The sequence below is a fragment of the Streptomyces sp. NPDC052012 genome, from assembly GCF_040689265.1.
Classification (GTDB): Bacteria; Actinomycetota; Actinomycetes; order Streptomycetales; family Streptomycetaceae; genus Streptomyces.
The window spans coordinates 97981-118218 of the sequence record NZ_JBFAXA010000021.1 but is presented as its reverse complement, the minus strand read 5'-3'; the positions used below and the strand labels follow the sequence as shown (position 1 = coordinate 118218).

Below are 20238 nucleotides of genomic sequence, written 5' to 3'. Positions count from 1 at the left end.
GACCGTGATCGACGTGAAGGTCGGCATCCCCCGCGAGGTCAAGAACAACGAGTTCCGGGTGGCCATCACCCCCGCCGGTGTGCACGAGCTGGTGCGCAACGGCCACCAGGTCGTCATCGAGCGCGGCGCCGGCGTCGGCTCCTCCATCCCGGACGCCGAGTACATCGCCGCGGGCGGGCAGATCCTGGACACCGCCGACGAGGTGTGGGCCGCCGCCGACCTGCTGCTGAAGGTCAAGGAGCCCATCGCGGAGGAGTACCACCGCCTGCGCAAGGACCAGACCCTCTTCACCTACCTGCACCTGGCCGCGTCCAAGGAGTGCACGGACGCCCTGCTGGAGTCCGGCACCACCGCCATCGCCTACGAGACGGTCGAGCTGCCCAACCGCGCCCTGCCGCTGCTCGCCCCGATGTCCGAGGTCGCGGGCCGGCTGGCCCCGCAGGTCGGTGCCTACCACCTGATGCGCGCCAACGGCGGCCGCGGTGTGCTGCCCGGCGGTGTTCCCGGTGTGCTGGCCGGCAAGGCCGTCGTCATCGGCGGTGGCGTCTCCGGCTGGAACGCCGCGCAGATCGCCATCGGCATGGGCTTCCACGTGACGCTGCTCGACAAGGACATCAACAAGCTGCGCGAGGCGGACAAGATCTTCGGCACGAAGATCCAGACCGTGGTCTCCAACGCCTTCGAGCTGGAGAAGGCCTGCCTGGAGGCCGACCTGGTGATCGGCGCGGTGCTCATCCCCGGCGCCAAGGCCCCGAAGCTGGTCAGCAACGAGCTGGTGTCCCGGATGAAGCCGGGAAGTGTCCTTGTCGACATCGCGATCGACCAGGGCGGCTGCTTCGAGGACTCGCACCCGACCACGCACGCCGAGCCGACCTTCAAGGTCCACGAGTCGGTCTTCTACTGCGTGGCCAACATGCCGGGCGCGGTGCCCAACACCTCCACCTACGCGCTCACCAACGCCACGCTGCCGTACATCGTCGAACTGGCCAACCGCGGCTGGGTCGAGGCGCTGCGTCGCGACCCCGCGCTCGCCAAGGGTCTCAACACCCATGACGGCAAGGTCGTTTACAAGGAGGTCGCCGAGGCGCACGGTCTGGAGCACGTGGAGCTGGCCTCGCTGCTCGGCTGAGGCGTCCCGGGGCCGACCGGACGTTAAGTCGACCAAGTCATCATCAGGCAAAGGCGATACGTCAACACCGGTCGTCAACGCCGCGCATCCGGCCGGACCTTGCCCGACAAGGTCCGGCCGGATGTGTGTATGGTCACTTCGCGATTCCGGGACAACTCGCCTCGAACGTAACCCTTCTGCCGATTCGCACACCGGTGAAACCTGCCGTGCGACGGCCGTACGCCCTTGACAGAGGGATGTTTCATTGCCGACACATCGGGCCGGGTCCGGCGGATTGTGTTGCTGCGGACCCTCGACACGCCATAGAGTCGCCAACCGTCGGCATGGTGCCACGCTGACCTGTCTAGAAGTTTCCTGGTCACCAAGGAGGTAAGACGACTTGTGAATGAGTCGACATTTACTCCCGGGGGTGGTCAACCAGGAATGCCGGCACGGGGCCAGGGTCCCGCGGGGTTCGCTGCTGTCGGCTCCGTCGCTGTGCGCACCTTCGCAGCCCACCAGAGTCACCGGAGTTCAGGGGTGACTCACCCAGCACACCAGAGCATGGATGGCCATCACGTGAACGCCATGGCCGGCGACGGAAGTGGCGCGCCCCACAACCATTTCGCCGACTACGACGAACTGCCCGAGGGGCACTTCTACGACCCCGACGCCGAGTACGAGCCCGACCCCGAGTACGCGGCCACGCTCGCGCCCGACGCCGCGCGTCAGCGCCGTGAGCGCATCGGCCCGACGGGGCGCCCGCTGCCGTACTTCCCGATCCCGGGCCCGCTGACCGACCACGGACCCGCGAAGATCATCGCGATGTGCAACCAGAAGGGCGGCGTCGGCAAGACCACGTCGACCATCAACCTGGGTGCCGCGCTCGCGGAGTACGGACGCCGGGTGCTGCTCGTGGACTTCGACCCGCAGGGCGCGCTGTCGGTCGGACTCGGCGTCAACCCCATGGAGCTCGACCTCACCGTCTACAACCTGCTCATGGAGCGGGGGATGGCGGCCGACGAGGTGCTGCTGAAGACCGCGGTCCCCAACATGGACCTGCTGCCCAGCAACATCGACCTGTCGGCGGCCGAGGTGCAGCTGGTCTCCGAGGTGGCCCGCGAGTCGACGCTCCAGCGCGCGCTGAAGCCGCTGATGGACGACTACGACTACATCGTGATCGACTGCCAGCCCTCGCTCGGCCTGCTCACGGTCAACGCGCTGACCGCCGCGCACAAGGTGATCGTGCCGCTGGAGTGCGAGTTCTTCGCGCTGCGCGGTGTCGCGCTGCTGACCGAGACCATCGAGAAGGTCCAGGAGCGCCTCAACCCCGACCTGGAGCTCGACGGGATCCTCGCCACGATGTACGACTCGCGCACGGTGCACAGCCGTGAGGTGCTCGCGCGGGTCGTCGAGGCGTTCGACGATCACGTCTACCACACGGTCATCGGCCGCACGGTCCGCTTCCCGGAGACCACGGTCGCCGGTGAGCCGATCACCACGTACGCGTCCAACTCCGTCGGTGCCGCCGCCTATCGTCAGCTCGCCAGGGAGGTGCTCGCCCGGTGTCACGCCGAGTGAGTCTGCCGGGGGCCGACGAACTCTTCCGTACGACAGGGGGAATGGCGCTCCAGGCGTCCACGCCCAGACGCCAGGCCAACGGCGACGCCCGGGTCCCCGCGCCGGCGGGGGAGGGCGACGCGGCGGCGGCGCTCGAGGACGCGCCGCAGTCGGTGCCCGCGCAGGGCGGCGACGGCGAGGGCGCGGAGCATGTCGCGGCGGACGCCGAGCAGGGCGAGGGGGCCGAGTCCCGCAGCCGGGGCGGTGCGGAGCGCTCCGCGCGGCGCCAGGCGGCGCAGGAGGGGCAGGCGGCCCCGCGCAAGCGGGGGAGAGCGGCGGCACGGCGGCCGAGCGGGCGTGAGCGGCACGACGAGAAGATCACCGTGTACGTGTCCGCCGAGGAGCTGATGGACCTGGAGCACGCGCGGCTGGTGCTGCGCGGCGAGCACGGGCTGGCCGTCGACCGGGGGCGGATCGTCCGCGAGGCGGTCGCCGTGGTCCTGGCGGATCTGGAGACCCGGGGGGATGCGAGCATCCTCGTGCGCCGGCTGCGGGGCCGGTAGCGGTAGCCTGCGGGGGCCATGACCTCGAACGACGCCTCCGCCTCCGGCTCCGGCCGCGCGAATCGTCGGCGTGCGCTGGGGCGGGGGCCGGGGGCAGATCCCGTCGCTGAGACCGAGCCCCGGGTGCCGCCGGTTCTGGCACCGCACCCACCGGTCCCGCCCCACGAGGTCCCTGCCCACGAGGCCCGCGGCGACGACGGGGATCCGTCGGCTGCCCACCCGGAGAGGGAGGCCCGGCCCACACCGGTCGCCCCGCAGTCACCGGAGGGTGAGGTCCGGCTTCGGAAGCCGGAGGGGGACGCCCGGCCCTCTGAGGGCGGTGCTCCGCCCCGGGAGGGAGACGCTCCGCCTTCGGTGGGTGACGTCCAGCCTCCGGAGGGGGACGCTCAGGTTCCGGAGGGCGACGCCCCGCCTCCGGGTGACGCCCAGTCTCCGGACCGTGGTGCTCAGCCTTCGGAGGGCGAAGCTCAGCCCTCGGAGGGTGCGCTCCCGTCCACGGGGAACGGCCTTCGGTCCGGGGGCGACACCCCCGGGCGCCGGGACGGCGAGCCCCGGCCTGCTGCGGGCAGGACTCGGTCCTCGGTGCACGGCGTTCGGCCTGCGGACGGCGCTCCACAGCCGCCGGAAGGCGGGCCTCGGCCTTCCGAAGCGCCGGCGGAGGGTTCCCGGACACCTGATGGCGGTCCGGAGGACGGTGCCGGGGTCTTCAAGGTGCGGCTGGCGAACTTCGAGGGGCCCTTCGATCTGCTGCTTCAGTTGATCTCCAAGCACAAGCTGGATGTCACCGAGGTGGCGTTGTCGAAGGTCACCGACGAGTTCATGGCGTACATCCGGGCCATGGGGCCGGACTGGGATCTGGACGAGACGACCGAGTTCCTGGTGGTCGCCGCCACGCTGCTCGACCTCAAGGCGGCGCGGCTGCTGCCCGCCGCCGAGGTGGAGGACGAGGCCGATCTCGCGTTGCTGGAGGCGCGTGACCTGCTGTTCGCCCGGCTGTTGCAGTACCGGGCGTACAAGCAGATCGCGGAGATCTTCAACCGGCGGCTGGACGACGAGGCACGGCGCTGTCCCCGTACCGTGGGCCTCGAACCGCACCACGCCGAGCTGCTGCCCGAGGTGGTCATCAGCATCGGGCCCGAGGGCTTCGCCAGGCTCGCCGTGAAGGCGATGCAGCCCAAGCCCAAGCCGCAGGTGTACGTCGATCACATCCACGCGCCGCTGGTGAGTGTGCAGGAGCAGGCCGGGATCGTCGTCGCGCGGCTGAAGGAGCTCGGGGAGGCCTCCTTCCGGGCCCTCGTCGAGGACACGGACGACACCCTCACCGTCGTCGCCCGCTTCCTCGCGCTGCTGGAGCTGTACCGCGAGAAGGCCGTCGCGCTGGAGCAGGAGACCGCGCTCGGGGACCTCCTCGTGCGCTGGACCGGCGGGGACGGGGACGAGACGCCGATGGTCACCGACGAGTTCGACCGGCCGCCCGAGCAGCCCGAGGAGGAGAAGAAGACGTGAGCGAGGACACCACCGAGGCGCCCGCAGGGCTGCGGACCGTCGCCGACCTCGACCTCAAGCCCGCCCTCGAGGCCGTCCTCATGGTCGTGGACGAGCCCGCGACCGAGGAGCACCTGGCGAAGATACTTCAGCGGCCGAAGAGGCAGGTCGGCGACGCCCTGCGGGAGCTGGCCGACGAGTACACCGTCCAGGGGCGCGGCTTCGAGCTGCGGCTCGTCGCGGGCGGCTGGCGGTTCTACACCCGGCCCGAGTACGCCGCGGCCGTGGAGGGCTTCGTCCTGGACGGCCAGCAGGCCAGGCTCACCCAGGCCGCCCTGGAGACCCTCGCCGTGGTCGCCTACCGCCAGCCGGTCAGCCGCAGCCGCGTCTCCGCGGTGCGCGGAGTGAACTGCGACGGCGTGATGCGCACCCTCCTGCAGCGGGGTCTCATCCAGGAGACGGGCACGGAACCCGAAACAGGTGCGATCCTGTACACGACGACGAACTACTTCCTGGAGCGGATGGGCCTGCGCGGTCTGGACGAGCTCCCGGAGCTCGCGCCCTTCCTCCCGGAGGCGGAGGCGATCGAGGCCGAGACCCAGGAAGGCGTGCCGTCGTTCGATCCGGACGCCCCGGACGCGGACGACGGTCCCGCGACGAACATGCCTGACACGACGACGACGGAATATTGATGCGAAGCAGCGGCAGCGGAAAGAGCGGCGGACGCGGTAACCACCGTGGTGCCGGTAACAACAGGGACCAGAAGCAGGGGCAGGGCCGCCCCCGCAAGCCCCGCCCCGAGGAGCGCCGCTACGACGTCGGTCCCGGAGCCACCAAGGACGGCCCGAAGTCCGGGCGCGGCGGAGCCAAGGCGTCGCCGCAGAAGGGCGGCCGGGGGCGCAGCGCTCCGGCGCGTTCGCGCGAGTACGAGACGCGGATCGAGGAGCGCAACCGCGAGCGGTACGCCGGCAAGAAGGAGGTCAGGCTCCCGAAGACCTTCCCCGGTGCCGAGCAGGAGGGCGAGCGGCTGCAGAAGGTGCTCGCCCGCGCGGGCTACGGCTCCCGGCGCGCCTGCGAGGAGCTGATCGAGCAGGCGCGGGTCGAGGTCAACGGCGAGATCGTGCTGGAGCAGGGCCGCCGGGTCGACCCGGAGAAGGACGAGGTCAAGGTCGACGGACTGACCGTCGCGACCCAGTCGTACCAGTTCTTCGCGCTGAACAAGCCCGCCGGGGTCGTCTCCACGATGGAGGACCCCGAGGGCCGGCAGTGCCTCGGCGACTACGTCACCAACCGGGAGACGCGGCTGTTCCACGTCGGCCGGCTCGACACCGAGACCGAGGGTGTCATCCTGCTCACCAACCACGGCGAGCTGGCGCACCGGCTGACCCACCCCAAGTACGGCGTGAAGAAGACCTACCTCGCGCACATCGTCGGGCCCATCCCGCGTGACCTGGGCAAGCGGCTGAAGGACGGCATCCAGCTGGAGGACGGCTACGCCCGCGCCGACCACTTCCGGGTGGTCGAGCAGACCGGCAAGAACTACCTCGTCGAGGTGACCCTGCACGAGGGCCGCAAGCACATCGTGCGCCGCATGCTCGCGGAGGCCGGGTTCCCCGTCGACAAGCTGGTGCGCACCGCCTTCGGGCCGATCACGCTGGGCGACCAGAAGTCGGGCTGGCTGCGGCGGCTGTCCAACACCGAGGTCGGGATGCTGATGAAGGAAGTCGACCTCTAGAGCCCGCCGGCCTCCAGGGCCTTGTGAGTGACCTCCACCCCCCTTTATAGTCGTCCTGACCATAAAAGGGGGTGGAGGTCTTTCCCATGCACGGCTACGACAAGCACGCCTACGAACCCTTCGCCGTCACCGTGGACCTCGCCGTCTTCACGATCCGCGACGGCACGCTGCACGTCCTGCTCGTCGAGCGCGGCCAGGAGCCGTACGCCGGGCGGTGGGCGTTGCCGGGCGGCTTCGTGCAGCCGGACGAGTCCGCCGAGACGGCCGCCCGGCGTGAACTCGCCGAGGAGACCGGGCTGACCGACGTCTCCGGCCTGCACCTGGAGCAGCTTCGCACCTACAGCGAACCGGACCGCGATCCCCGGATGCGGGTGGTGTCGGTGGCGTTCGCCGCGCTGCTCCCCGACGCGCCGGAGGCGCACGGCGGCAGCGACGCGGCCGAGGCCCGCTGGATGCCGTACGACGCCGTGCGGGAGCTCGCCTTCGACCACGACCGGATCCTGGCCGACGCCCACGACCGCATCGGCGCCAAGCTCGAGTACACCTGCCTCGCCACCGCCTTCTGCCCGCCCGAGTTCACCCTCGGCGAGCTGCAGCAGGTCTACGAGACGGTGTGGGGCACCGCCCTGGACCGCCCCAACTTCCGGCGAAAGGTGCTCGCCACCCCGGGGTTCGTCGAAACGGTCCCCGGGGGCGCCCGGCTCACCGGCGGCCGGGGCAAACCGGCCGCGCTCTACCGCGCCGGCACCGCCACCACCCTGCACCCGCCACTGCTCCGGCCGACCTCGGAAGGACGCCCCGCATGACCACCACCGCCACCAAGCGCGCCGCCACAGGGGCGCTCACCGGACTCGCCCTGGGGGACGCGCTCGGCTTCCCGACCGAGTTCGACGACGTCCCGTCGATCCTCGCCAAGTTCGGGCCCTGGCGCGGCATGGACCTGCCCCGGCCCGCGATCGTCACCGACGACACCCAGATGACCCTGGCCCTCGGCCGGGGACTGCGCACGGCCATGGACCGGGGACTGCTCACCCCGAAGCGGCTGGAGCGGCCGGTGCGCGAGGAGTTCGTGGGGTGGTACCGCTCGCCCGAGAACAACCGCGCCCCCGGCAACACCTGTCTGAGGGCCTGCCACCTGCTGGCCGACGAGAACCGGCCCTGGCAGGACGCCGGCCAGGTGGGCTCCAAGGGCTGCGGCGCCAACATGCGGGTCGCGCCGATCGGGCTGGCCCCCGGCCTCAGCGACGAACAGCGTGCGGGCGCCGCCCAGTTGCAGTCCGCGCTCACCCACGGCCACCCCACCGCGCTGGCCGCCTCCGACCTCACCGCGCACGCCGTACGCCTGCTCGCCGAGGGCGCAGAGCCGACCGGACTGATCGGCCGGCTGCGCTCCTACGCCTACGACAACCGCACCCGCTACCACGAGTTCTGGCTCGGCGACCTGTGGACCCGCGCCCAGGACCCCAGCCCCGAGGCATTCATCGCCCGCGGCTGGGACGAGTGCCTGGAGATCCTGGCTCGCCTCCAGGACGCCGTGCGCACCGTCTCCCCGGAGACGGACCCGTGCCTGGCCACGGGGGAGGGGTGGGTCGCCGAGGAGGCCCTGGCCACGGGGCTGCTGTGCTTCCTGCTCTTCGTCGACGAACCGCTCACCGCCCTGCGCCGCGCCGCCTGCACCTCCGGCGACTCCGACTCCATCGCCTGCCTGACGGGCGCCTTCGCCGGGGCCCACCTGGGTGCGGACGCCTGGCCCGCACAGTGGGCGGAGCGGATCGAGTACCGGGACGAACTGACGACCCTCGGGCAGCTCTGGGACACGTCGGGGGACACCGCCTAAGGCGCGCGCAGGGCGGAGGTCCTGCGGACGTGGATCAGGAAGTCCTCGACGCGCCGGCGGTCCGGTTCTGCCGGGAGGGGGCCGGCGTGGGCCGCCTCCTCGGCCTCCGCTTCCAGGCGGATCATCCGGGCCTCCACCTCGGACCAGGGCACCTCGCCGCGCTTGATCGCGAGGAGCGGTTCGCGGTGCTCGCCCACGTCGATCGTGAGCCGGCCCGTGCGCAGCAGGTCGCGGGCGCTGGTCAGGAGGCGGACCAGATGCATGGCGTGCTTCCAGCGCGGGGCGCCGTGCACGCGGACGTCGGCTTCCAGCTTGCGGCGCTGGCTGCGGGCATAGCGTGTGAATGTCTCGTGGACTCGGCGGGAGAGGAACGCCCCGCGCAGGGACAGCAGTTCGCGGCCGGTGTCGTCGGCGTACTCCACGAGCGGGGAGTGCAGGCACTCCAGGATGTTGGGGTTGGCGCGCAGGGCCAGTTCGCAGAAGCGCTCCAGCTCCCAGCTGAACTGCTCCTCACCCGGGCCCTCGACGTGCGTCGGCGGCTTGTCGAAGCGCCAGAACAGCGGGGTGGGGGCGAGGAAGACGCCGCGGCGGTCGGTGTCGCTGCCCTGCGTCGCCAGACCGAAAGCGCGCGAGCCCATGACGCAGGCGTAGACCGTGTGGTCGCGGACCAAGGCCTCGGCTGTCGTGGACATCTCGGGTGTCGCGGGTGTCTCGGGGCGCATGCCCCGGAGCGTACGGGGAAGATCACGCCAGGCGGATCGAATTTCCCTCCACCGTGATCTGCTCCTCGGGCAGCGGACGCGTCGCCGGGCCGCGCTCCACCGCACCGTCGGCGATGGCGAACCTGCTGCCGTGGCAGGTGCAGTTGATCGTGCCGTCCGAGACGGTGGCCACGACACAGTTCTGGTGCGTGCAGATCGCCGAGAAGGCCTTGAAGTCGCCCTCCTCGGGCTGCGTCACCACGACCTTCTCGTCCTTGAAGATCGTGCCCCCGCCCACCGGGATGTCGCCGGTCGAGGCCAGCTGCTGCCCTGCCGGGGCGTCCGGTGCGGTGGTGTTGTTCTCGCCGGTGGCGGTCTCGGCCGGGGGGCTCTCGTCGCCGCCGTCCCCGCCGCAGCCGGCGGTCAGGGCAGCCGCGCCCGTCGCTCCTGCCGCGATGAGGACCGTGCGTCGCGTTGCGCCGTGGGTCATGTCGTCACTCCGAGGGGGAGACAGCGGTGGCGGACCTGACAGCTCCTGCATCTTGACATCGAAAGCACCGAAGTGCCAGGAAAACGCCCATCTCGCCCGTCTCGGTGGACGGGCGCCGGACGCCCCTCATGCCCGGGCTGACTAGGCTGGACGACCAAGCAGCCGATGACGTACGTCAGCAAGGAGCAGCGCCGTGGCGGTACGAGCGGTCCGGGGGGCCGTCCAGCTGGAGCGGGACGAGGCCGACCACATGGAGGAGCAGGTCTCAGCGCTGCTCACCGCCGTCCTGGAGCGGAACGGCCTGACCGCCGACGACCTGATCAGCATCTGGTTCACCGCCACGCCGGACCTGCACAGCGACTTCCCGGCCGCCGCGGCCCGCAAGCTCGGCATCGTCGACGTGCCCCTGATCTGCGCCCAGGAACTGGACATCCAGGGCGCGATGCCCCGCGTGGTGCGCATCCTCGCGCACATCGAGTCCGACAAGCCCCGCGCCGACATCGCCCACGTCTACCTCGGTGCCGCCGCGGCCCTGCGCAAGGACATCGCCCAGTGAGAACCGCACTCGTCATCGGCACCGGGCTCATCGGCACGTCCGCCGCCCTGGCCCTGTCCCAGCGGGGCGTCACCGTCCACCTCGCCGACCACGACCCGGAGCAGGCCCGGACGGCCGCCGCGCTGGGCGCCGGTACCGACGAGGTGCCCGAGGGGCCCGTGGACCTGGCGATCGTCGCCGCTCCGCCCGCCCATGTCGCCGACGTGCTCGCCGACGCGATGGGACGCGGCCTGGCCCGTGGCTATGTCGACGTCGCCAGCGTCAAGGGCGGGCCCCGGCGGGAACTGCTGGCCCGCGGGCTGGATCTGGCGGCGTACATCGGCACCCATCCCATGTCCGGACGCGAGAAGTCCGGTCCGCTGGCCGCCAGCGCGGACCTCTTCGAGGGCCGCCCGTGGGTGCTCACCCCGACCCGGGACACCGACACGGAGGTGCTGAACCTCGCCCTGGAGCTGGTCTCGCACTGCCGTGCCGTGCCGGTCGTCATGGACGCCGACGCCCACGACCGCGCCGTGGCCCTCGTCTCCCACATGCCCCACCTGGTGTCGAGCCTGGTCGCCGCGCGCCTGGAGAACGCCGAGGAGGCCGCCGTACGGCTGTGCGGGCAGGGCATCCGGGACGTCACCCGGATCGCCGCCTCCGACCCGGCGATGTGGATCGACATCCTCTCCGCGAACCCCGGGCCGGTCGCCGACCTGCTCACCGACGTCGCCGCCGACCTGGAGGAGACCGTGCGGGCCCTGCGCGCACTGCAGTCCTCCGACGAGGACAAGCGCCGCGAGGGCACCACCGGCATCCAGGACGTGCTGCGCCGGGGCAATGCCGGGCAGGTCCGGGTCCCCGGCAAACACGGGTCCGCGCCGCGGGTCTACGAGACGGTGGCCGTGCTCATCGACGACCAGCCGGGACAGCTGGCCCGGATCTTCGCGGACGCCGGGCGCGCGGGCGTCAACATCGAGGACGTGCGGATCGAGCATGCGACGGGGCAGCAGGCCGGTCTCGTGCAGTTGATGGTCGAGCCGAAGGCGGTGCCTGTGCTGGTGGCTGCGCTGCGGGAGCGGGGGTGGGCGATCCGGCAGTGAGGGGGCGGCCGGTGTCGCTGGGCACTGACCGGTGCCGACGGGCTCGCCTCGGGCGCGGCCATTCGGGGGACGCGTACCCAGTAACCTTGTCGTGGGCCGCTGCGCCCGTCCCCGCCCGTCAGGTCCAGGAAGGTATCCCACTGTGGAAAGCGCCACGCCCGTGATTGTCGCCATCGACGGCCCCTCCGGTACGGGCAAGTCGAGCACGTCGAAGGCCGTGGCGGCCCAGCTCGGTCTGAGCTACCTGGACACCGGCGCCCAGTACCGGGCGATCACCTGGTGGATGGTGAACAACGGGATCGACATCGAGGACCCCTCCGCGATCGCGGCCGTCGCCGGGAAGCCGGAGATCCTCTCCGGCACCGACCCGAAGGCGCCGACCATCATGGTCGACGGCATCGACGTGGCCGGGCCGATCCGCGAGCAGGACGTCACCTCCAAGGTGAGCGCGGTCAGCGCGGTGCCCGAGGTGCGCGCCCGGATCACCGAGCTGCAGCGCACCATCGCCTCCTCCGCCGTCACCGGCATCGTCGTCGAGGGCCGCGACATCGGGACGACCGTGCTGCCCGACGCCGACCTGAAGATCTTCCTCACCGCCTCCCCGGAGGCGCGGGCCGCCCGGCGCAGCGGTGAGCTCAAGGGCGCCGACCTGCACGCCACCCGCGAGGCCCTGGTCAAGCGGGACGCGGCCGACTCCAGCCGCAAGGTGGCCCCGCTGGCCAAGGCGGACGACGCGATCGAGGTGGACACCACCGAGCTGACCCTCCAGCAGGTCATCGAGTGCGTCGTCACGCTCGTCGAGGAGAAGCGAGCCGGGAAGTGACCCAGGTCCCATCCGAGCGGGGCGCCGAGGTCGGGCGGCGCATCGGCGTCGGCCTGATGTACGGGCTGTGGAAGCCGCGGGTGCTGGGCGCCTGGCGGGTTCCCGCGAGCGGTCCGGTGATCTTCGCCGTGAACCACTCGCACAACATCGACGGCCCCATGGTCATGGGGGTCGCGCCGCGCCCGACGCACTTCCTGATCAAGAAGGAGGCGTTCGTCGGCCCGCTCGACCCGTTCCTGACCGGCATCGGCCAGGTGAAGGTCGACCGCGGCAGCACCGACCGCACGGCGATCTCCCGGGCGCTCGGCGTGCTGGAGCAGGGCGGGGTGCTGGGCATCTTCCCCGAGGGCACCCGGGGCGAGGGCGACTTCGCCGCGATCCGGGCGGGCCTCGCGTACTTCGCCGTGCGCAGCGGGGCGCCGATCGTGCCGGTCGCCGTCCTGGGAAGTTCCGACCGGCCCGGACGGTTGATAAAGGCGCTGCCCCCGCTGCGCTCGCGCGTCGACGTCGTCTTCGGCGACCCGTTCGACGCCGGCGACGGCAGCGGGCGGCGTACCCGCAAGGCGCTGGACGAGGCCACCGAGCGCATCCAGAAGCAGCTCACCGCCCACCTGGAAAACGCCAGGCGCCTCACCGGGCGCTAGGCGACACTGAGTAGTGGATCAGCCCCGCACACGACAGGGCGGGTCCACCGATCACCACGAATGAACGACGAGGTACGGACTTCATGAACGACCACAGCCAGCCCGACGGCTCGGCCGCGCACGAGCACGATCACGGGGCGCTCGGCGATGCCGAGTTCGCGGAGTTCATGGAGCTCGCCGCGGAGGAGGGCTTCGACCTCGAGGACGTCGAGGGCGCGATCGAGGCGGCCGGTCACGGGCCGCTGCCCGTGCTCGCCGTCGTCGGCCGCCCCAATGTCGGCAAGTCGACCCTGGTGAACCGCATCATCGGCCGCCGCGAGGCCGTCGTCGAGGACAAGCCCGGCGTCACCCGCGACCGCGTCACCTACGAGGCCGAGTGGGCGGGCCGCCGCTTCAAGGTCGTCGACACCGGCGGCTGGGAGCAGGACGTCCTCGGCATCGACGCCTCCGTCGCCGCCCAGGCCGAGTACGCCATCGAGGCGGCCGACGCGGTCGTCTTCGTCGTCGACGCCAAGGTCGGCGCCACCGACACCGACGAGGCGGTCGTCCGGCTGCTGCGCAAGGCCGGCAAGCCGGTCGTGCTGTGCGCCAACAAGGTCGACGGACCGAGTGGCGAGGCCGACGCCGCCTACCTGTGGTCCCTGGGCCTGGGCGAGCCGTACCCGGTCTCCGCGCTGCACGGCCGCGGCACCGGCGACATGCTGGACCAGGTGCTCGAGGTGCTGCCCGAGGCCCCCGCGCAGACCTTCGGCACCGCCGTCGGCGGCCCGCGCCGCGTCGCGCTGATCGGCCGTCCGAACGTCGGCAAGTCCTCCCTGCTGAACAAGGTCGCGGGCGAGGAGCGCGTCGTCGTCAACGAACTCGCCGGCACCACCCGCGACCCGGTCGACGAGATGATCGAACTGGGCGGCAAGACCTGGAAGTTCGTCGACACGGCCGGCATCCGCAAGCGGGTCCACCTCCAGCAGGGCGCCGACTACTACGCCTCGCTGCGCACCGCAGCGGCGGTGGAGAAGGCCGAGGTGGCGGTCGTCCTGATCGACGCCGCCGAGTCCATCTCCGTGCAGGACCAGCGCATCGTCACCATGGCGGTCGAGGCGGGCCGCGCGCTCGTGCTCGCCTTCAACAAGTGGGACACCCTCGACGAGGAGCGCCGTTACTACCTGGAGCGGGAGATCGAGACCGAGCTCGGCCAGGTCGCCTGGGCTCCCCGGGTGAACGTCTCGGCGCGCACCGGACGGCACATGGAGAAGCTGGTCCCGGCGATCGAGACGGCCCTGGAGGGCTGGGAGACGCGGGTTCCGACGGGCCGGCTGAACGCCTTCCTCGGCGAGCTGGTCGCGGCCCACCCGCACCCGGTGCGGGGCGGCAAGCAGCCGCGCATCCTGTTCGGCACCCAGGCGGGCACCAGGCCGCCCCGGTTCGTGCTGTTCGCCTCCGGCTTCATCGAGGCCGGCTACCGGCGCTTCATCGAGCGCCGGCTGCGCGAGGAGTTCGGCTTCGAGGGCACCCCGATCCACATCTCGGTGCGGGTGCGCGAGAAGCGCGGCAAGAAGAAGTAGCGGCGGACACGGAGACGGGGCGGTCCCTGATCGGGACCGCCCCGTCGTCGTACGCCCGTCGTGCGCCGTCGTCAGGAGCCCCTGCGGGGCATCGGCGGCAGGCCCGCCGGCACCCGCTGCCACTGCGGCTGGGGACCGGCACCACCCTGCCGGGCGCTGGTCGCGCCCGCGCTGTAGGCGCTGTACGCGCCACCACCGAGGGAGCCGCCGACCGGCTCCGAGCCGTGGCCGCCGTGCGAGCCGGTGCGGTGCGGGATGCTCCCGAAGGCGGTGAAGCCCAGCCGCTCCTCGCCGCTGCGGTCACCCGGCAGCGAGCGGAAGGACTCGACGTACTCCGCGTAGAGCGCGTCGTAGATCGGCGTGGCCGAGGGGCAGCTCCGCACGTCCCGGGCCGGTCGTACGGGGGCGGGGACCGAGGGGAGCGGCGGGCGGCGGGGAACGTCGTATGCGTGCACGTATGTCCAAACGACCCCGCACGGCAAGGGATGCGGCCCCCGTGCGGCTTTCGCCGGACGCCCGCCGGTCGACCGCCGCTCAGGTACCGGCGAGCGGCAGTGCCGCGCCCACCAGCTGGCCGCCGGCCGCCGCCTTGTCCAGTGCCTCGCGCAGCAGGTCCTCGCGCGGCTGCCGGCCGATGGAGCCGACGGGGGCCGCGAACATCAGCACCTGCTGGTGCTTGTTGGCGGCCGCGCGCCAGCCGTCGGTCACCTGAAGCGGCTGGTGCGCCTGCCACCAGGCCACCGGCCGGCCGCCGTCGGGGCCCGGCTGGAGCACCGCGTGCAGCTGTCCCACGGCGAGCAGCACCGACCAGCCGTGCAGCACGGGCGGCACGGCCGACAGCTCGCTCAGCGGCATGAAGCCCTGCTCGATCAGCAGCGGAAGGAAGTCGTCACCGGAGCCGAGCGAACCGGGCCGGGCGACCGGGGCGGTCGGCTCGACGACCAGGGCCGGGTGCAACTCCCCGGCGATCAGGACCAGTCCGCTGGTCACGCCGAGCACGGCCTGCTCGGGCGCGGCCCCCTGCTCCGGCTCCGGTTCCGGAGCCGCTCCGTCGCCGCTGATGGACCGGACGGCACCCCTCAGCTGCTCCTCGGTGACCTGGACGACCTGCGAGGGCAGACAGGTGGCGTGGGCGAAGGCGAGGACGGCGGTCTCCTCCCCGATGAACAGGACGGTGCTGGTGCGCTCCTGCTCCGGGTCGCCCGGGGTGCGGCAGGAGGTGCAGTCGTAACCGCCCGGGGCGGACTCTCCGGCGAGCAGGCGGTCGGCTTCTTCGTCGCCGATCTCGGCGCGTACCTCGTCGCTGACGTCGAGCATGCGCGGCACGGGTGGCTCCCTCGGGATGCGGTGCGTGGCGGGACCGGGTGGCTCCCGGCCCGTGGTCCGGGTGGGTCCCCGGCTCATGAAGAAGACAACGGACGATCTGTGGCGGGAGTCACGCCCCCGGACGAACGGAATCGAACCGACCGACGCACACCGTGACCTCCCGCGCGGAATCGGGCACTCACCGTCAACTGCCCGCGGACGTAAAGCGGTTGGGGGCGTGAAGTGGGCCACAGGCGGACCGGCGGGCAGGTCGACAAATCAGGAAATCGGCCCATGAAGTGGGTGACCGAAAATCGCCGATACCCCGGGTAATGCCGAACTGGCCTGCCAGGACGGGCCGTTGGTTGATCCCGGGCCCGGCAGCTCCCTACATTCCTCCGCCGTGTGCAACGAGCACCGCTCGGGTACGTCCGCCGACCGCACCATGCAGCATCCACGATCCACCGTTCAACGGTGCATCGCACCACCCCGCAGGCGGACGGGGCGAGCGCGGCCCACGCGTCCCACGGCGCGGCGGGCGGCGCATCGCCACGGGGACCCCGGGTTGTTCGAGAGGGAACTACATGTCCGAATGTGCCGATGACACCCGCGACACCCGTGACAGCGCACGGAAGACCCGTACGACGGCCGTCCTGGCCGGCGCGGCACTGCTCGCGCCCCTGGGGCTGCTGGCCACCGGTGGCACCGCCGCGGCGGCGGACGGCGGAGTGTGGGACCGCATCGCCCAGTGCGAGAGCGGCGGCAACTGGCACATCAACACCGGCAACGGCTACTACGGCGGGCTCCAGTTCTCCGGCGCCACCTGGCGCGCGTACGGCGGCACGGCGTACGCGCCGACCGCTGACCGGGCCACCAAGTCCCAGCAGATCGCCGTCGCGACGAAGGTCCAGCGCGCCCAGGGCTGGGGGGCCTGGCCGACCTGCTCGGCCCGCGCGGGGGCGTCCGGCAGCGCACCGGCGGTCGGTTCGGTGAGCGGGAACCAGGCACCGCCGAAGGCCGCGAAGCCCGCGAAGAAGCCCGCGAAGTCGTCGCAGCCGGCCGAGGCGCCCACGCGTACGGCCGGACACGCGGACCGGAGCGCTTCGCGCGGTGACTACACCGTGCGCGCGGGAGACACGCTCAGCGGCATCGCGGAGCGGCACGGGACCACCTGGCAGCGGCTGTACGCCGCCAACGAGGCCGTCATCGGCGGGGATCCGGATGTGATCGTCCCCGGGCAGCGCCTCGAACTCTGAACCCGATCGGGTTCAGGCGCCGGGGCGGCGGGCGAGTTCCCCCGCCTCCCCGGCGAACGCGACCGCGCCGCGATGCAGTTCGTAGACGAAGGCGGGGCGGCCGTGCAGGGCGGGCGGCAGCCGCTGCTCGGCCAGCACCACGCACGCGTCGAGAGACGCCAGCAGCTCGTACGTGCGGGCCGCGACCGCCGGTGACATGCCCTGCGCGGGCTCGTCGACCAGCACCACGCGCGCGCGTGCCAGCAGCGCGCGGGACAGGGCCAGCATGCGCTGCTCGCCGCCGGAGAGCGTGCCGGCCCGGCGGTCCAGCAGCGGCCGCAGGGCCGGGTAGGCGTCGAGGGCCGGGGCGGGATCGGGCGCGGCGAGGGCGAGGTGCTCGCGCACGGTGAGCGAACCGAACACCGCCTGCCGCTCCGGCACCAGACACATCCCGCGCCGGGCCCGTTCGTAGGCCGGTACGCCGGTCACGTCGGCGCCGTCCCAGACCACCGAACCGCCGGACAGCGGCACGGTGCCGGCGAGCGCGCGCAGGACGGTCGTACGCCCGGAGCCGTTGCGCCCCAGCAGGACGGTGAGGCCCGGGCCGGGGGCGACGAGGGTGACCCCGTGCAGGGCCTCCAGAGGGCCGTAGCGCACGCGGGCGTGACGAAGCGCGAGAGCGGTCACCGGCCGGTCGCCTCCCCGAGGGTGTCCAGGACGTGACCGGGCGGTCCCGAGGCGACGATCCGGCCCGCCGTCATCACGTGCACCACATCGGCGAGGTCGGCGACCAGATCCAGGTCGTGCTCGACCACGAGAAGCGCCATGCCGTCGGCGGCCAGCGCCTTCAGGATCCGGGTCAGCGCGGCCACTTCGGCGGTGTCGAGTCCCGCGGCGGGTTCGTCGAGCAGCAGCACGCGCGGGGCGCCTGCCAGGGCGCGGGCGAGCTCCACGCGGCGCAGCGTCCCGGTCGGCAGGCCCGCGGCGGGCAGCGCCCGCACCGGCCCGTCGAGCCCCAGCAGCCGCAGCGTCCGCTCCACGGCACCGGGATCGCTCACCCGGCCCTGCTCGGCGCCGACGCGCACGTTCTCCGCGACGGTCAGCGTCGGGAACACCGCCAGCTGCTGGAACGTCCGCGCGATGCCCAGCCGGGTACGCGCGTGCGCGGGGAGCCGGGTGATGTCCCGCCCCCCGAACCGCACGACGCCCCGCTCGGGCCGCAGCGTCCCCGCCAGACAGTGGAACAAGGTGCTCTTCCCTGCCCCGTTGGGCCCCACGACCGCGGTCACCCGCCCGGCGGGGACCCGCAGATCGACCCCGTCGAGCGCGGTGAACCCCCCGAACCGGACGCGCAGGGCACGCGCTTCGAGGACGGCGAGGGCGCCCGGACCGTACGGCGCCGGAGTCCGGGGGCCGGTGAAGGGCCCGCCAGGAGGGGGCGGCCCGGAGAGGCGGGCCCGGCGCCGCCGCACCGCGCCGAGGAGGCCCCGCCGGGGGCGGAGCGCTTCGGTGTCCGCAGTCGCCCCGGTGCTCCGGGGGCCGCGGTGCTCCGTCCGTGCCGCGCTGCCGTGCGGTGCGGCCGGCTGCGGGGACACGCCGCTGGTGCGTGCACCGCTCGCTGTCCCCATCGGGCCCCCGTGTGTCCCCGCACCCGCTGCCGTGGCTCCCGACGGCACCGGCAGGGGCGGTGGCTCCGGGGGCGGGCCGTGCAGGCGGCGGCGCACGCGGGTGCCCAGGGCCGTCAGGGCCGGGGTGCCTCGCAGGCGTTGTGCGGTGGCGCGGACCGCCTCGTACGGGCCGCCCGGGAAGCGGCCCACCAGGATGGCCAGGACGCCGATCACGGCCGCCGCCACCCCACCGCGGGTGCCCGCGTCCAGGCCGACCAGCAGGGCCGCGGCGAGCAGGGCGCCCAGGGTGCTGTCGGCGCCCAGGACGACCACCGCGGCGAACCACAGCAGGCCCCGTACGGGGTCGTACGCGGCGGGGTCGAAGGCGCGCAGCCCCATGCCCAGCAGACCGCCGCCCAGCGCGGCCAGCGCGGCGCCGCAGACGAAGGCGAGGAGCTTCAGCGACGGCACGCGCACGCCCGCCGCGCGGGCACCGGACTCGTGGTCCCGCATCGCGGCGAGCGCACGGCCGACACGGCCCCGGCGCAGCGCTCCCGTCGCGAGCAGCGCGCACACCAGGAGGGCGAGTTCCAGGACGTAGTACGCGCGGTCGCTGTCGAAGCCCGCCGGGCGGCCCAGGGCGAGGCCCGCCGTGGCGTACGGCTGGGCGAAGACGAAGCGGCTCACGCCGACGCCGACCGCGAAGGTGGCCAGCGCCAGCGCCAGGCCCCGGCGGCCGATCGCGGGCCAGCCCGTGAGCACGCCCAGGGGAGCGACCAGGACGACCGCCACCGCGAGCGCGGCCAGCTCCGGCAGCCGGGGCAGGCCCGGGAAGCGCCCGGCGGCGAGGAGGGCCGTGAACAGGGCGCCCAGGCCCGCGTACGCCGCCTGCCCCAGCGAGATCTGCCCGCCCCGGCCGGTGACCACCACCAGGGACAGCAGCACCACCGCGAGCGCCGGCACCTGCACGGCCGTGTGCAGATCGCGCCCGGCGAAGCCCAGCGGCAACAGGAACAGCACCCCCGCGACGATCCACGCGCCCGGAGGCGTCGGCACCCGCGCGGTCGCCGTGCGCGGCAGCGCGTCGCGCGTGCCCACCCCGGGCAGCACCAGGGCGGCGATCAGCAGGGCGACCACGAAGAGATTGGCGCCGAGCGCCTGGACCAGCGGCTGGCTCCAGCCCGACGGATGCAGCCGGGTCAGCTGGCTCTGCGCCACCCCGATGCCGAGCGCCACGACCACCGCCACCGGCAGACTGCGCATCCGCGCGGCGACCGCCACCGCCAGCACCTCCATCACCAGCAGCGGCAGCCCGTACGGATCGAGCCGCACATACGGCGCCAGCAGCACACCCGTGAGCCCCGCCGTGAACGAGCCGAACGCCCAGCCCACCGCCGCCACCCGGTCCGCGTCGACACCGCCGAGCACCGCCAGCTGCCGGTCGTCCACCACCGCCCGCAGCTCCCGCCCGAACCGGGAGAACCGCACCACCGCCCCGACACCCGCGGCCAGGACCGCCACCACCGCCAGCTGCCCCCACGGCTCCGCCGACACCAGCACCGGCGTGTCGTCCCGCGCCCCCTGCCCCCACAGCAGCGCCGCCCCGCCCACGAGCAGCACGAACACCCCGAGGGACGCCACCAGCGTCTGCGCCGGATCGCTCCCCAGCACCGACAGCGGCCGGAACACGAACCGCTCCAGCACCACCCCCAGCCCCGGCGCCACCACGACCAGCGTCAGCAGGGTCGCCCACCACAGCGGCCAGCCCCACTCCACCACGCACTGGCGCAGCACGTAGGCGCACACCATCGCGATCGCCCCGTGCGCGAAGTTCAGCACCCCGGTCGCCCGGTACGTCACGATCAGGCCGATCCCGGTGAGCGCCGCGGCGGCGCCCACCGACAGCCCGGCCAGCGTCAGGTCGTACGTCAGGGAGGACATCGGC

At 72.9% G+C, this 20238-nt stretch carries 20 protein-coding genes; 14 read left to right on the top strand and 6 right to left on the bottom strand.

From position 1 onward, the window contains the following. Positions 1–4: 4 nt before the first annotated feature. From ald to AB0412_RS27725, 8 genes are all read left to right on the top strand, one after another. On the top strand, positions 5–1129 hold the full coding sequence (ald, locus tag AB0412_RS27760) for an alanine dehydrogenase (RefSeq protein WP_366405312.1): 1125 nt from the start codon (positions 5–7) through the stop codon (positions 1127–1129). Positions 1130–1552: 423 nt separating this feature from the next. After that, complete coding sequence (locus AB0412_RS27755) at positions 1553–2689, top strand: ParA family protein (protein WP_366405311.1); 1137 nt, start codon at positions 1553–1555, stop codon at positions 2687–2689. Continuing rightward, positions 2674–3231, top strand: coding sequence for a hypothetical protein (locus AB0412_RS27750; protein WP_366405310.1), 558 nt, complete (start codon positions 2674–2676; stop codon positions 3229–3231). Before AB0412_RS27755 ends, AB0412_RS27750 begins: the two co-directional genes overlap by 16 nt. Positions 3232–3813: 582 nt before the next feature. Further along, on the top strand, positions 3814–4737 hold the full coding sequence (locus tag AB0412_RS27745; protein WP_366405309.1) for a segregation/condensation protein A: 924 nt from the start codon (positions 3814–3816) through the stop codon (positions 4735–4737). Continuing rightward, positions 4734–5408, top strand: coding sequence for an SMC-Scp complex subunit ScpB (gene scpB / locus AB0412_RS27740; protein ID WP_366405308.1), 675 nt, complete (start codon positions 4734–4736; stop codon positions 5406–5408). Before AB0412_RS27745 ends, scpB begins: the two co-directional genes overlap by 4 nt. After that, complete coding sequence (locus AB0412_RS27735; protein ID WP_366405307.1) at positions 5408–6451, top strand: pseudouridine synthase; 1044 nt, start codon at positions 5408–5410, stop codon at positions 6449–6451. The genes scpB and AB0412_RS27735 overlap by 1 nt, the downstream gene beginning before the upstream one ends. Before the next feature lie 86 nt (positions 6452–6537). Further along, positions 6538–7257 carry an NUDIX domain-containing protein gene (locus AB0412_RS27730; RefSeq protein WP_366405306.1) on the top strand — a complete coding sequence of 240 codons (720 nt, stop codon included), beginning with the start codon at positions 6538–6540 and terminating at the stop codon, positions 7255–7257. After that, complete coding sequence (locus AB0412_RS27725; RefSeq protein ID WP_366405305.1) at positions 7254–8288, top strand: ADP-ribosylglycohydrolase family protein; 1035 nt, start codon at positions 7254–7256, stop codon at positions 8286–8288. Before AB0412_RS27730 ends, AB0412_RS27725 begins: the two co-directional genes overlap by 4 nt. Here the strand turns inward: AB0412_RS27725 and AB0412_RS27720 are convergent. Together AB0412_RS27720 and AB0412_RS27715 are read right to left on the bottom strand one after the other, a co-directional pair. Next, positions 8285–9010, bottom strand: coding sequence for a nucleotidyltransferase domain-containing protein (locus tag AB0412_RS27720; RefSeq protein WP_366405304.1), 726 nt, complete (start codon positions 9008–9010; stop codon positions 8285–8287). The genes AB0412_RS27725 and AB0412_RS27720 overlap by 4 nt on opposite strands. 22 nt (positions 9011–9032) lie before the next feature. After that, positions 9033–9479 (bottom strand): Rieske (2Fe-2S) protein, encoded by a 447-nt coding sequence (locus tag AB0412_RS27715; protein ID WP_366405303.1) that lies wholly within the window; start codon positions 9477–9479, stop codon positions 9033–9035. Positions 9480–9672: 193 nt separating this feature from the next. On the opposite strand from AB0412_RS27715, the gene aroH reads away from it, so the two are divergent. The 5 genes from aroH (at position 9673) to der (ending at position 14146) form a co-directional block, all read left to right on the top strand. Next, entirely contained in the window at positions 9673–10035 is a 363-nt protein-coding gene (gene aroH / locus AB0412_RS27710; protein WP_366405302.1) for a chorismate mutase, read from the top strand. Further along, complete coding sequence (locus AB0412_RS27705; protein WP_366405301.1) at positions 10032–11117, top strand: prephenate dehydrogenase; 1086 nt, start codon at positions 10032–10034, stop codon at positions 11115–11117. Before aroH ends, AB0412_RS27705 begins: the two co-directional genes overlap by 4 nt. Positions 11118–11259: 142 nt before the next feature. Beyond that, positions 11260–11940, top strand: coding sequence for a (d)CMP kinase (cmk, locus tag AB0412_RS27700; RefSeq protein WP_366405300.1), 681 nt, complete (start codon positions 11260–11262; stop codon positions 11938–11940). Beyond that, on the top strand, positions 11937–12584 hold the full coding sequence (locus tag AB0412_RS27695) for a lysophospholipid acyltransferase family protein (RefSeq protein ID WP_366405299.1): 648 nt from the start codon (positions 11937–11939) through the stop codon (positions 12582–12584). The genes cmk and AB0412_RS27695 overlap by 4 nt, the downstream gene beginning before the upstream one ends. Positions 12585–12667: 83 nt before the next feature. Further along, on the top strand, positions 12668–14146 hold the full coding sequence (der, locus tag AB0412_RS27690; RefSeq protein ID WP_366405298.1) for a ribosome biogenesis GTPase Der: 1479 nt from the start codon (positions 12668–12670) through the stop codon (positions 14144–14146). A 71-nt stretch (positions 14147–14217) separates the two neighbouring features. Here der and AB0412_RS27685 read toward each other — a convergent pair whose 3' ends face one another. Both AB0412_RS27685 and AB0412_RS27680 read right to left on the bottom strand, forming a co-directional pair. After that, complete coding sequence (locus tag AB0412_RS27685) at positions 14218–14601, bottom strand: hypothetical protein (RefSeq protein ID WP_366405297.1); 384 nt, start codon at positions 14599–14601, stop codon at positions 14218–14220. Positions 14602–14680: 79 nt separating this feature from the next. Next, positions 14681–15472 carry a hypothetical protein gene (locus tag AB0412_RS27680; protein WP_366405296.1) on the bottom strand — a complete coding sequence of 264 codons (792 nt, stop codon included), beginning with the start codon at positions 15470–15472 and terminating at the stop codon, positions 14681–14683. Between the two features lie 563 nt (positions 15473–16035). Between AB0412_RS27680 and AB0412_RS27675 the strand changes: the two genes are divergently transcribed. Next, positions 16036–16707, top strand: a complete 672-nt coding sequence (locus AB0412_RS27675; RefSeq protein WP_366405295.1) for a transglycosylase family protein — start codon at positions 16036–16038, stop codon at positions 16705–16707. A 12-nt stretch (positions 16708–16719) separates the two neighbouring features. On the opposite strand, the gene AB0412_RS27670 is transcribed toward AB0412_RS27675, so the two are convergent. Continuing rightward, positions 16720–17373, bottom strand: coding sequence for an ATP-binding cassette domain-containing protein (locus tag AB0412_RS27670; RefSeq protein WP_366405294.1), 654 nt, complete (start codon positions 17371–17373; stop codon positions 16720–16722). Next, entirely contained in the window at positions 17370–20234 is a 2865-nt protein-coding gene (locus AB0412_RS27665) for an ATP-binding cassette domain-containing protein (RefSeq protein WP_366405293.1), read from the bottom strand. Before AB0412_RS27665 ends, AB0412_RS27670 begins: the two co-directional genes overlap by 4 nt. Between the last annotated feature and the right edge of the window lie 4 nt (positions 20235–20238).

Bases quoted from the DNA above. Each gene is read 5' to 3' on its own strand.
- AB0412_RS27755 (WP_366405311.1), top strand. From the start codon at position 1,553: ATGCCGGCACGGGGCCAGGGTCCCGCGGGGTTCGCTGCTGTCGGCTCC.
- AB0412_RS27735 (WP_366405307.1), top strand. From the start codon at position 5,408: ATGCGAAGCAGCGGCAGCGGAAAGAGCGGCGGACGCGGTAACCACCGT.
- AB0412_RS27730 (WP_366405306.1), top strand. From the start codon at position 6,538: ATGCACGGCTACGACAAGCACGCCTACGAACCCTTCGCCGTCACCGTG.
- AB0412_RS27725 (WP_366405305.1), top strand. From the start codon at position 7,254: ATGACCACCACCGCCACCAAGCGCGCCGCCACAGGGGCGCTCACCGGA.
- AB0412_RS27720 (WP_366405304.1), bottom strand. From the start codon at position 9,010: ATGCGCCCCGAGACACCCGCGACACCCGAGATGTCCACGACAGCCGAG.
- AB0412_RS27715 (WP_366405303.1), bottom strand. From the start codon at position 9,479: ATGACCCACGGCGCAACGCGACGCACGGTCCTCATCGCGGCAGGAGCG.
- der (WP_366405298.1), top strand. From the start codon at position 12,668: ATGAACGACCACAGCCAGCCCGACGGCTCGGCCGCGCACGAGCACGAT.
- AB0412_RS27675 (WP_366405295.1), top strand. From the start codon at position 16,036: ATGTCCGAATGTGCCGATGACACCCGCGACACCCGTGACAGCGCACGG.
- AB0412_RS27665 (WP_366405293.1), bottom strand. From the start codon at position 20,234: ATGTCCTCCCTGACGTACGACCTGACGCTGGCCGGGCTGTCGGTGGGC.